This window comes from Dietzia papillomatosis NBRC 105045 (assembly GCF_001570845.1).
Taxonomy (GTDB): domain Bacteria; phylum Actinomycetota; class Actinomycetes; order Mycobacteriales; family Mycobacteriaceae; genus Dietzia; species Dietzia cinnamea.
In genome coordinates this window covers 1-11,281 of the sequence record NZ_BCSL01000062.1, presented here as the reverse complement: position 1 = coordinate 11,281, position 11,281 = coordinate 1, and the positions used below count along the sequence as shown (strand labels likewise).

The following is an 11,281-nucleotide window of genomic DNA, read 5'->3' as shown; positions in this document are numbered from 1 at the left end:
GAGACCAACTCAGCTCCAAGTGGAGCCCAAGTGGAGCCCAACTCAGCTCCAAGTGGAGCCCAAGTGGAGCCCAACTCAGCTCCAAGTGGAGCCCACTTGAACGGCCAAAAAGGCTCTGACCAGCAGGGACGGGAGGCTGTAACGACCCTAGAGAAGAGAAGAGAAGACCAGATTAGACCAGAGAAGAGAGAGACCACCCGCCCTCCGGGCGGGTCTCCCTCAGCGACCGAGACAGAGGAAAAAACCAGAGGCGAAGGACAGGAGCCCAAGGGCTCCCCGATCCTCTCGGACCCCCGCTTCGACCCCGCCACCCTCGCTCCCCGCCTCTCCGCTCTCAACAAGGGTTCCGCGAAAGTTGACGTGGCAGCAAAGGTGCCCACTCCCGAGACCAACGGGACTCCCAGCGAGCCCCTGGGACGTCCGAGGACCGTCCATGAGCAGTTGGCCCACATCCAGGCCAAGAGGGGCAAGCAGGCGCAGCCAGAGGGGTCAGGCATCGTCCTGACGGATGATCCTGCCCATAGTGGAAAGTCCTTGGAGCGAATGAGTCCAGAGGAGCTCCTCGACTACATCGAGACCTTCCAGCGCGAGATCAACGGGATCGAGGTCAGCCCGGGGGGACCTCAAGGTGTCGCCACGATGAGGAGGTTCCAGGCGGACTACGGACCCCAGAGGGCGGCAGCGATCATCCGGGAGCTCTTCGAGAAGAACCAGGGACGGTGCAAGGTCGCCAAGGAGGTCGAGAACATCACCCACCGGCACTTTTCCATCAACCTTCGATGGTTCACCGACAAGATCGACGTCAACCTCCAGGCCAAGAGCAAGGCCGAAGTCGACGTCGAGCGCGACTACATCTTCGCATCGGAGCTGTGACCGACAACCTCTGACAGACCAGGCCCCCGTCCTCAGTGGCGGGGGCTGACGTCTGCCTTAGGACCGGCGTAGTGTCCTGCCGATGACCGAGCAGACCAAGACGTGCCCTCTGTGTGGGGACGACTACCCCGCCGACCTCCCTCAGAGGTTCTGGTTGGGTCCCGATGTCTGTGACCCCTGTCAGGACCAGGCTCGGGAGAATTACGGGCGGTGGGTGACACGCCGACACGAACACAACGCCCGACTGCGAGCAGAGCAGGAGTGACACGCTTCTGACACGAGCCCTCCCCGGCTCCCGAGAAACCTCCGCTCACCAGGGAATACCCACCGGGCGGTGGAACATCAAGGACTTCCGCACGGTGCGCAAGGCGGCCAAGAAGGCGATGCCGGGCGTGCTGGCGGTCGGCGGGCTGGCGGGTGCGCGGGCGGCGGCGCGGTCGTCGTACGGCGTGCGCGCGACGGGCTCACTGCGCCGGATGTTCTGAGCCCCCCCGGCGTCAGCCGAAGAACACGCTCCCGCGCCGCGCGAGATTGCGGAACAGCGTGTTCTGGATGGTCTCGCGCACCTGGTCGGTGATCTCGAAGACCACCATCGGGTCGTCGGCGGCGTCGGGTCCCAGGTGGGAAGTCTCGATGGGCTCGCCGAACTCCATCGTCCACTTGGTGGGCAGCGGGATCCCACCGAGGGCGCCCAGCAGCGGGAACGCGGGCGTCACCGGCATGTACGGCAGGCCCAGCAGGCGGGCGAGCGCGGGGATCTCGCCGATCTTGGGGTAGATCTCCTCGGAGCCGACCACCGAGCAGGGGATGATCGGCGCCCCGGCGGCCAGCGCGGTCGCGACGAACCCGCCGCGGCCGAAGCGCTGCAGGCGGTAACGGTCGGCGAACGGCTTGCCGAGACCCTTGAACCCCTCGGGCCACACCGCCACGACGTGACCGGCCTCAAGCAGTCGTTCGGCGTCGGCGGCGCAGGCGAGGGTCGCCCCGGCCCGCCGGGCGAGCGGCGCGGACACCGGCAGGGTCATCGCCAGGTCGGCGGCCAGCAGGCGCAGGGCGCGGCCTGCGTGGTCGTGGACCGCGACCGTGGTCATCATCCCGTCGATCGGCAGGACCCCGGCGTGGTTGGACACGATCAGCCCGGCCCCCTCCGCGGGGATGTTCTCGGCGCCGATCACCTCGACGCGGAACCAGTGCTCGAACAACGGCCGCCACAGGGGCAGCCACACGTGGGTGTGGAAATGCTCGTCGAACCCGAACTCGTCGACCTCGTACCCGCCGGTGATGCGGGTGGCGAGCAGTTCACCGGCGGCGTTGACGGCGTCGGCCAGGCCGGTCAGTGCGCTGACATCGCCGGTCGCGAGCATCGTGTCGACGGTGCGGGCGAGGTCCCGCACGGGCGCCAGCACCTCGGCGTCGAGCGGCAGGACGTCCACGACCTGCCCGATCGAGGACCGCATGGAGGTCAGGAAGCGGTCGACGATCCGACCGATCTCCGTGGCGGCGGCGTCGCTGCCGGTGGTGTCCCCGAGGAAGCCCTCCCCCACCATCCGGTCACTGCGGGCGTCTCGGCGGCCCTCGCCCCAGCGGGGTCCGCCGAGGGGTTGGCTCAGGTCGAATTCCGGGCCCTTCACTGCGCCTCCTCCTCGATGCGGTCGGGCTCGAGTGGTTCTGACAGAGCGCCGATCGCCTCGAGCTCGTCGAGGGTGGTGTCCACTCCCGCGCGCAGCCGTGTCGCCACCGGCCCCGGGAGCAGCGAGGCGACCTTGGCGACTTTGCGTTCGACCGCCTCGCGGGTGACCAGGGGCTCCGCACCGGAGTCCACCAGGTATGCATGTAGCGCCTCCTCGGTGGAGAAGCGCGGGGTGAAACCGAACTCGGTGCGCATGCGGGTGGTGTCCATCGTCCGGCCGTACCGCAGGTAGCGCAGCTGCGACGTGCCGATGTCCCGCAGTCCCTGGCTCGACAGCAGCCTCGCCGCGAGTTTGAACGTCGCCGGCATCACCGGAAGCGGGATGTGCCCGGCGCGCCGGATGGCCTGGGTCAGGGTGAGCACCCCGTCCGCGGCGATGTTGTACGTGCCGGGCGTCGCGCCGAGCGTGGCGTGCAGCAGCGCGTCGAGGGCGTCCTGCGGGTGCAGCAGCTGGATGCGCGGGTCATACCCGGCCAACACGGGCGCCACCGACGGCAGCAGCAGCTCGCCGACCACGGTGGGCTCGGGCAGGCCGAGGATCGCGGGGATGCGCAGGATGGTGACGGCGATGTCCGGGCGCTTACGGGACATGCCCCGCACGTAGCCCTCCACCGACAGGTGGTCGACCGGGATCCCGCCGCCGGCGTGGCGGCGCGCGGCCATGTCCTCACTGAACATCGCCGGGTCGACCCCCGAGGAGCCGTATACGGACGTCGAGGAGATGAGCACGAACCGCTTGACCGTGGCGGCCCGGCGACAGGCGGCGATCACGTGCATCGAGCCCATGATGTTGGACTCCTTGACGGCTGCGCGACCACCGGGGGCGAAGTCGGTGTGGTGCAGGCCGGCGTGGACGACCGTGTCGATGTCCGCCTCGCGCAGGATCCCCTGCAGACGCGGCGACTGGGGGTCGAGGCGCACGAACTCGGCGTCGCGCATGCGCCTGCGGTGTTGCGGCGACGGTTTGACCGAGTCGATCGCCAGCACGCGTTCGACGGAGTCGTTGCGCAACAGCATGCCCACCAGGTGCGCGCCGAGATACCGACTGCCGCCGACGACCGCGACGGCGCGGGCCGATCGACTGGTTGGCGCTTCGGTGTTCACCCGGCTGAGTCTAGCCGCGGGTCCGGTCTCCCATGTGCGCAGTCGCCACGCCGCCGGGTTCGATTCCCGCAGTGACAGCCGCGCGCGACGATGGCGTCTGGCGCGCCCCGCGGGGAGGGCGAGACGCCGTGGCGAGGAGCGGCTGCGGGAATCGCGTGCAGCCGCGCGAGCGAGACGCCATGGCGAGGAGCGGCTGCGGTTGACGCGCGACCCGGCCCGCAGAACCGACAGCGCCTGCCGACCGCTCCCCCGAAATACACCGATGCCCGCCACCGCTGCTGGTGACGGGCATCCGCTACAGGCGTGAGTCCGGGCGCTATCGGGGCGCCGCGAGACTCACTTACCGAGCTTGCGACGCTGCACGCGGGTCCGACGGAGCATCTTGCGGTGCTTCTTCTTGGACATACGCTTGCGGCGCTTCTTGATCACAGAACCCATATCGGGGGTCACCTACCTGTCGACTACTGGTCTGGGGCCGTTGTCACCGGCCGTACTGCCACGGGTCTTACTACGCTCCGGCGTCCGATCGGGGCTCGGGAGCCGGGACGGAACCCGTCCAGACTACCTGCCCGCCCCGGCGCGGAAAAAACGGGCCGGCGGCTCACACCCCGTGCGCGTCAGCCCGCGGAGAAGTACGAGGTGTCGAGGTACTCGTGCACGGCCTTGGAGTGCACGCGGAACGACCGACCCACCCGCACCGCGGGGAGCTCGCCCGAGTGGACGAGTCGGTAGACCGTCATCTTCGACACGCGCATCAGCGCGGCGACCTCCGCAACGGTGAGGAACTGAGAACCCCCCGCCGCCTGCGAGCCGCCATCGGTCTTGTCGGAAGTCGCCATCTCACAACCCTTCGTGGCACGCGTCGTGCCGCAGGCTTCCCCTCCTGCGGTACGGACACGCACGTGCTGGGGATGAGCCTAGCGTGAATGGTGTGATCAATGCGACGGGAGTGGGTGATTTACTTCTGCGACACGCCGCGGAATCCTGCCTTCACCCGTCCTGAGCTGGGGTTGTGCTAAATGCGCGACCCGCCGGGTGGCTGAGATCTCAGCCCCGGCGGGTCGGTTCGGTAAGCGCACGCGCGGCCCGTCCTGCCGCATCGGCGACGGGCGGGCCGCGCGCGGTCAGTCGTTCTCGTCGTCGTCGTCGGAGGTGGCCGCCTGCGCCAGGGCGCGCGACCGATCCGTCGCCGCCTCCACCGCGTCCGCCACGGCCGCGCGCAGTCCGCGGGCCTCGAGCGTGCGGATCGCGGCCGCGGTGGTGCCGCCCGGGGAGCTCACGTTATAGCGCAACTCGGCGGGTCCCCCGCCGCCGCCGGTGAGCATCGCGCCCGCGCCGAGTGCCGTGCCGGTGGCGAGTTTGACCGCGACGTCGCGCGGCAGGCCCCGTTCGACGCCGGCGTCGATCATCGCCTCGGTGAGGAGGAAGAAGTAGGCGGGGCCGGAGCCGGAGATGGCGGTGACGGCGTCCATCTGGGCTTCGGAGACGACGACGACGAGGCCCACGCTCTCCATGATCGTGATCACCTGCTCGAGATGCTCGTCGCGCGCGTAGCGGCCCTTGCAGACCGCGGAGACGCCGTGCCCCACGAGCATGGCCGTATTGGGCATGACCCGCAGGACGGGCGAGCCGGCACTGAGCTTGTTCTCGAGCACCTGCGTGGGTACGCCCGCCGCGAGCGAGACGACGATCGACTCGTGGACGCTGTCGGAGATGGCGTCGCCGATCCGGTCGACCACCGCGGGCACGTCCTGCGGCTTGACCGCCACGACGATCACATCTGCGCCTTCACAACCGATGTCGAGGCTGGTGGTGAGGATGTTGTACTTCTTGGCCAGCTCGTCGGCGCGGGCCTGCACGGCCTCGACCGCCACGATGTCCGACGGCTCGGTACCCGACTCGCGGAGTCCCGCGATGAGGGCCTCTCCGATGCGTCCGCCGCCGACCACTGCGATTCTCGTCATGCTCATTACAGTGCCACACTCGGCCGCCCGCTCCCGGCGGCTGGCTGCGTGCTCGTGTGGACCGGCCGGACGCCGACTGCTACTCCCCGGTCGGCTCGCGCCCCGGCCGGCCCGCCATGCATTCGCGCCGGACCCGCCCCTCGCATGCCGATCCGCTCCTCGCATGCCGATCCGCTCCTCGGATTGCGATTCGCCCCAGGAACCCACAGCGCACGTCGTAATCGGAAGCGCGTATCGCGATCCGAGGTGCATGTCGACGCGATCCGGGCGGCCCCTCGCCTCCGACCTGAGTTCCACAAGTTGACGTCGTTCCTGGCCGCTTCGTTAGGATCGCTGCAGGTCACGAGTTTGAGCATGTGGCGCGCGGGTCACTAAACGAGCGGAATTTGGAGGTGGTGGATTTGTACGTGGTGCAGTCCAAGACCGCCTCCGGGGCCATCGGCGTGCAGATCTGGGAGAAGATCCGCGGTCGGCGCCAGATGATCGCGCACATCGGCTCCGCCCACACGCCCGGCGAGCTTGCGGCATTGATCGAGATCGCCAAGCAACGAATCAATGCTGACCAGCACGAACTCGATCTCGGACTAGACGACCGAGCATCGGCGGTGATCGATCTGCCCGCCAGCTCGGCAGCGGTAGTCAAACGGTCGTCGTCACGAATCTTGTGGCAGGGCTTGGCTGGCAGCTACGAGCGCCTGGGGTTGGGCGTGGTGGCCGATTCGGTGTTCCGCGACCTGGTACTGGCCCGTCTGGTCGAGCCGACGAGCAAACTCGATTCGGTACGGGTGCTCGGGAGCCTTGGTCTAGATCCTCCGCACGTCAACACGCTTTACAACTGTCTAGGTCGGGTGGTTGCTCGCGACTACCGCACACTCATCGCGGCCGCTTGTTGGCGCCACGTCACGGCCGCCGGCGGCCCCGGCGTCGCCTTGGTGCTGTATGACCTGACCACCCTGTACTTCGAGGCCGAGAAAGAAGACGGCCTGCGCAAAGTCGGCATGAGTAAGGAACGCCGCGTCGATCCGCAAATCACCGTCGGCCTGCTGGTCGCCCGGGACGGATTCCCGCTGGACGTGCACGTTTTCGAGGGCAACAAGGCAGAGACCAAGACCTTGATCCCGGTGATCACCGCCTTCCAGGAGCGGCACGCAATCACGGACATGGTCGTCGTGGCGGATGCGGGGATGCTCTCGGCGGCCAACCTCAATGCCCTCGAAGACGCAGGTCTGTCGTTCATCGTCGGCTCCCGCACCTCCAAAGCGCCCAAGGAGCTCGAGGAGCACTTCGGTCGCCGCGGCAACGCCATCGACGACGGCGAGACCGTGGAGCTGACCCGCCCGATGGGGCAAGGCCGCGACCGGCGCGACCGCAGAGTGGTCTGGCATTACAAGTGGGAGCGCGCCCAGCGGGATCGCCGCACGCTCAACGCTCAGATCGACCGTGCCCAGCGGGTGGCCGACCGGGCTGAGCCCTTGAAAAAGCAGCGGTTCGTCAAGGTAACCGGTCAGAACGTCACCTTGGACGAGGCCTCGATCGAACGCGCCCGCCAGTCCGCGGGCTACAAGGGGTACGTCACCAATATCGACCCGACGATCATGGATGGCCACGCCGTGGTGGCGTCGTACCACGACCTGTGGAAGGTCGAGCAATCGTTCCGGATGGCCAAGTCCGACCTCAAGGCAAGACCGGTCTTCCACCGGACCAGGGATTCCATCGAGGCCCACTTGACCGTGGTGTTCGCCGCTCTGGCGGTCGCCCGCTACCTGCAGAACATCACCGGCGTATCGATCAAGAAGATCGTCAGCACCCTCGAACCCCTGCGCACGATCGTGGTCGCCATCGGCGACCACGAGATGGTCGTGGAGCCGAGCATCAACGAGGACGCCCGCAAACTCATCGATGCGATAAACGCGGGTCACTAAAAGTTGTGGAACTCAGGTCCGACCGTGGGGCGCATGGCTCTCCGCGGGGCATTTCGCGGTCTGAGAGGCGGGCCGACCGCGCCGGGCCCGCCCGACACGCCCGCCACCTATCGGATCCCACTGCACCCGCGGGGCCCCGTAGGTGGCCCGTGATCCGATAGGTGGCGCGCGAGCCGATGGGTGGCGCGCGAGCCGATGGGTGGCGCGCGAGCCGATGGGTGTTCCGCGAGCCGATGGGTGGCGCGCGAGCCGAGAAGTGAGTTGCGGGCTCGCCGGAGAGTCCGCGGGGCGAGGGCCGAAGAACGACTCCGCCCGCACCTCCTTCAGGTGCGGGCGGAGTCGGGCCGGCGGCCGGGCGGGCGGAGGCCCTAGGTGACCAGCCTCAGTAATAGCGGGCCGCAGGTCACTCCGAGGCCGACGATCACCGCCAGCGCGATGCTCACCGTGTCGTTCGAGCGCCGTAGCACGCGGACCATGGCGACGAGCCCGACGATCACCACGATCGCCAGCGCGAGCGCCACCCACGTGAGGTTGTTCCACAGCAACTGGAACCCGATGAACAGCGCCGCACCTGCGACCGCCGAGGCCAGCACCTGCGCGACGAGGATCAGCCACTGCGACGCCGGCGACCGCTCCGCGTCGGCACCTCCGGGCGTGTACTCGAAGTCGCGGTACTGCGGGTCCTGGTGCTCGCCCGCGCGCTCGTCGGTCCTGGGGCGGGCATCGGCGGTTCCCGCGCCGATAGCGGCCGCGGTCATCCCTGCCACGCCGGCACCGCCCGCGGCAGCAGCGGTCGCCGCGCCGAGGACGCCATCGCGCCCGTCGGAGTCGGTCTTCGCGGAGCCGGTCGCGGCAGCGTCGGTCCCGGCGGCGTCGGTCCCGGCGGCGGGGGCCTCGGGAGCGCGGTGGGCGGTCGAGCCACTGCCCGAGGGCACACCCCACTCGGGGGCCTCCCCCGGAGTGGTCGCCGCGCCCGGAGACGTCGTGGAGGCGGACAAGCCGGCGTCGCCGGGCTTATCGGTCGCGGCCCCACCGCGCTGCGCGTCCGTGGTGGCTGCAGTCTTGTCGGCCGCGGCCTCGCCGGACTCGGCGCTGGACGCCGTGGAGGCAGCGGAGGCCGTAGCACCGGCGGCAGGAGCCTTGACGGCCCCGGACCTGCCGGCCACGGGTGTGCTGGCGCCGGAGGTGACGCCGGTCCAGGGCCCGGCGGACGCGGTCAAGTCGGCGGCGGACTTCGCCGATGCAGCCGTGCCGGCGGCAGCAGTCTTGTCAGCCGCGGGCTTACCGGCGGCGGGCTCCGCGGGCGTGCCGGCCGCGCGCTTACCGGGGGCGGGAACCGCAGGCTGCGGAGTGGTGACCGCGTCCGCTCGGGCGCCGGGAGTCGTCGACCCGGACGCACCGGTCTCGCCGGGAGCGGGTGCCGCGCCGGCGGCGCCCACCGCCGTGACGCCCGCGCTACCGACCGTGCCGCCGGGGGCGGAGTCGGCGAGCGGGCCGGTGGCGGGAACGGCGGGCTCCGCGGACTCGGCGGCCTGTTCGCGATCGGAACGGCCGGCGGGGGCCGGACGGCCGGCCGGGGCGTCGAACTCGGACTGCTCCGGATCCTTCCGCTTGCGGCCGAACAGCCCGCGCAGGCCGCCCTTCTTCTGGGGCTCGCCGGCGTCGGCGGACGGAGGCGGGGTCGGGGCCGCAGACGGGGTCTGCGCGGCCGGAGCCTGCGCCGACGGGGACTGCGCCTCCTCCGACCGGGGCGCGGCCGGCTTCTGCGTGGTGGGCTGCTGCGGCCCCGACGACGCGCCCTGCCCCTGCCCGGCCCGCTCCGTCCGGCCAACCAACCCGGCGGGCGCGGACGTCGTGGTCCCGCCGCTCGCCGACGACGGCCCTGACGCGGGCGCCGCGGATCGCGGGGATCGGGGGGCGGTGGGGCTCGTCGTCGTCGCCCCCGGGGTCTTCCCCGCGCCCGCCGAACCGCCCGCCGGACCGCGCGCGCCCTCCGGTGCGCCGGCCGAACCGCCCGCACCCTCCGGTGCGCCGGCCGGACCGTCCGAGCCGGTCTCCCCGGCCCCCGACCCGGCTACGACCTGACCGGCACCCGACTCGCCACCACCGGCAGCTTCCTCGGCCTCGCGGGCCCGGCGGCGGGCGGCGCGGCTGCTCAGTACGGTGTCGTCGGTGATGCGCGGGATCTCACCGGTGAGCTCGGAGACGCTGACGCCCCCCTCCTCGGCACGGCGACGTCGACGCCCGCCCGGCGCGGCCTGCTGCTCTGCGCCCATGCGCTTGAGCAGCTCCGCCACGGTGATCTGCTGGCCCTCAGCATCCTCGGCCATCGTCAGCTCCCCTTCCCGTCGCCGCCCACGTCCCGGTCGAGACGCTGCAGGATCAGCCCCTCTCGCAGGGCCCACGGACAGATTTTCACACTTTCCAATCCCAGCGCACGCATCGCCGCCTCCGCCACCAGCGCCCCCGCCACCACCTGATGCGAGCGGTCGGAGCTGATCCCTTCCAACTCTGCCCTGTCCGCGGCCGTCATGCGGGAGATGAACGCGATCACCTGCCGCAGACCCGCCGCCGTGAGGATCCGCTCCACGCGCGGCCCCTCCGACGACGGCGCCGCACCCGTGAGCCGGGCCAGCATCCGGAACGTCTTGGAGGTGGCGCACGCCAGATCGGGCTCTCCGGCGGCCCGGATCGCCCGGGCGGGTCCGTCGAGCTCGGCGTCGATGTAGTCGCGCAGCTGGTTGATGCGCTTGCGCTCGGGCGGATCGGTCTTGAACCAGTCGTGCGTGAGGCGGCCCGCGCCGAGCTGCAGGCTGTACGCCTGCTCCGGCAGCTCGTCCTCCCCGCTGGTCATCTCCAGCGAGCCTCCACCGATGTCGAGGTTGACGATCCGCCCCGCGCTCCACCCGTACCAGCGGCGGGCGGCGAGGAACGTCATCCGTGCCTCGTCCTCACCGGACAGCACGCGCAGCTCGATCCCGGTCTCCCGCGTGACCTTCTCCAGCACCTCGTCGGAGTTGGCCGCGTCGCGCACGGCCGAGGTGGCCAGCGCCATGACCTCACGGCACTTGGTGGCGCGCGCGAGTTCGGCGGCCTCGTTGACCGCGTCGATCAGCCGGGCGATGCCGGTGCGGGAGATGTTGTTGTCCTCGTCCAGGTACTCGATCAGCCGCAACCGGGTCTTGGAGTCGTTCATCGGGGTCGGGTGACCACCCCGGTGGGCATCGACCACCACGAAGTGGACCGTGTTACTGCCCACGTCCAGGACACCTAATCTCACACGACCACCCTAAACGGTCTACGGTCGCAGGTTGTGACCGCCACCGACCGCCCCTCGAACCCGGGTACCCCTCTGCCCGAGGTTCCCCTGGACTTCCCCCGCGAGTGGTACACCTTCCCCGACCCGGCGAACGACGAACACCTCATCTCCGCCGACATGACCTGGCTGCTGTCCTCGTGGACGTGCGTCTTCGGCACCCCCGCCTGCCACGGTATCGAGGCGGGCCAGCCCGACTCCGGGTGCTGCACGCACGGCGCGTTCCTCGCCGACGACTCCGACCGGCGCCGCCTGCGGGCCAACGTCGCCCTGCTCCGGCCCGAGGAATGGCAGCACCGCGAGGCCGCCGAGCGCGCCGCGTCCGAGGAGGGAACCGTCCTCGAGTCGTGGCTGGAGGAGGACGAGCTGACCGGCGACGACGGCGAGATGGAGCTTGCGCTCAGGACACGCC

The 11,281-nt window shown here is 70.2% G+C and carries 11 protein-coding genes; 4 read left to right on the top strand and 7 right to left on the bottom strand.

The genetic code is table 11. The features are described 5' to 3' along the window. Positions 1-63 precede the first annotated feature (63 nt). Both DPA01S_RS16860 and DPA01S_RS17490 read left to right on the top strand, forming a co-directional pair. On the top strand, positions 64-873 hold the full coding sequence (locus tag DPA01S_RS16860; protein WP_157076983.1) for a hypothetical protein: 810 nt from the start codon (positions 64-66) through the stop codon (positions 871-873). A gap of 359 nt (positions 874-1,232) precedes the next feature. Beyond that, complete coding sequence (locus DPA01S_RS17490) at positions 1,233-1,358, top strand: hypothetical protein (RefSeq protein WP_269747527.1); 126 nt, start codon at positions 1,233-1,235, stop codon at positions 1,356-1,358. A gap of 12 nt (positions 1,359-1,370) precedes the next feature. Here DPA01S_RS17490 and DPA01S_RS14935 read toward each other — a convergent pair whose 3' ends face one another. From DPA01S_RS14935 to proC, 5 genes are all read right to left on the bottom strand, one after another. After that, the gene (locus DPA01S_RS14935; RefSeq protein ID WP_061227987.1) at positions 1,371-2,504 is read right to left on the bottom strand and encodes a lysophospholipid acyltransferase family protein; all 1,134 of its coding nucleotides are present in this window, start codon (positions 2,502-2,504) and stop codon (positions 1,371-1,373) included. Then, entirely contained in the window at positions 2,501-3,667 is a 1,167-nt protein-coding gene (locus tag DPA01S_RS14930; RefSeq protein ID WP_061227986.1) for an NAD-dependent epimerase/dehydratase family protein, read from the bottom strand. Before DPA01S_RS14930 ends, DPA01S_RS14935 begins: the two co-directional genes overlap by 4 nt. Positions 3,668-4,003: 336 nt before the next feature. Then, complete coding sequence (locus tag DPA01S_RS16550; RefSeq protein ID WP_003855542.1) at positions 4,004-4,105, bottom strand: 30S ribosomal protein bS22; 102 nt, start codon at positions 4,103-4,105, stop codon at positions 4,004-4,006. 179 nt (positions 4,106-4,284) lie between these two features. After that, positions 4,285-4,506 (bottom strand): helix-turn-helix domain-containing protein, encoded by a 222-nt coding sequence (locus DPA01S_RS14925; RefSeq protein WP_007630344.1) that lies wholly within the window; start codon positions 4,504-4,506, stop codon positions 4,285-4,287. A 285-nt stretch (positions 4,507-4,791) separates the two neighbouring features. Beyond that, complete coding sequence (gene proC, locus DPA01S_RS14920) at positions 4,792-5,631, bottom strand: pyrroline-5-carboxylate reductase (RefSeq protein ID WP_061917565.1); 840 nt, start codon at positions 5,629-5,631, stop codon at positions 4,792-4,794. 395 nt (positions 5,632-6,026) lie between these two features. On the opposite strand from proC, the gene DPA01S_RS14915 reads away from it, so the two are divergent. After that, positions 6,027-7,553 (top strand): IS1634 family transposase, encoded by a 1,527-nt coding sequence (locus DPA01S_RS14915; RefSeq protein ID WP_438941127.1) that lies wholly within the window; start codon positions 6,027-6,029, stop codon positions 7,551-7,553. A 368-nt stretch (positions 7,554-7,921) separates the two neighbouring features. On the opposite strand, the gene DPA01S_RS14910 is transcribed toward DPA01S_RS14915, so the two are convergent. Continuing rightward, positions 7,922-9,883 carry an Rv0497 family membrane protein gene (locus DPA01S_RS14910; protein ID WP_061917555.1) on the bottom strand — a complete coding sequence of 654 codons (1,962 nt, stop codon included), beginning with the start codon at positions 9,881-9,883 and terminating at the stop codon, positions 7,922-7,924. A 2-nt stretch (positions 9,884-9,885) separates the two neighbouring features. After that, entirely contained in the window at positions 9,886-10,833 is a 948-nt protein-coding gene (locus DPA01S_RS14905) for a Ppx/GppA family phosphatase (RefSeq protein ID WP_198150823.1), read from the bottom strand. Between the two features lie 33 nt (positions 10,834-10,866). Between DPA01S_RS14905 and DPA01S_RS14900 the strand changes: the two genes are divergently transcribed. Further along, on the top strand, positions 10,867-11,281 hold a 415-nt coding region (locus DPA01S_RS14900; protein ID WP_501161679.1), incomplete at its 3' end, for a DUF3109 family protein.

What these genes read in the sequence shown, in the direction of transcription:
- DPA01S_RS16550 (WP_003855542.1), bottom strand. Translation starts at nt 4,105, where the DNA reads ATGGGTTCTGTGATCAAGAAGCGCCGCAAGCGTATGTCCAAGAAGAAG.
- DPA01S_RS14925 (WP_007630344.1), bottom strand. Translation starts at nt 4,506, where the DNA reads ATGGCGACTTCCGACAAGACCGATGGCGGCTCGCAGGCGGCGGGGGGT.
- proC (WP_061917565.1), bottom strand. Translation starts at nt 5,631, where the DNA reads ATGACGAGAATCGCAGTGGTCGGCGGCGGACGCATCGGAGAGGCCCTC.
- DPA01S_RS14910 (WP_061917555.1), bottom strand. Translation starts at nt 9,883, where the DNA reads ATGGCCGAGGATGCTGAGGGCCAGCAGATCACCGTGGCGGAGCTGCTC.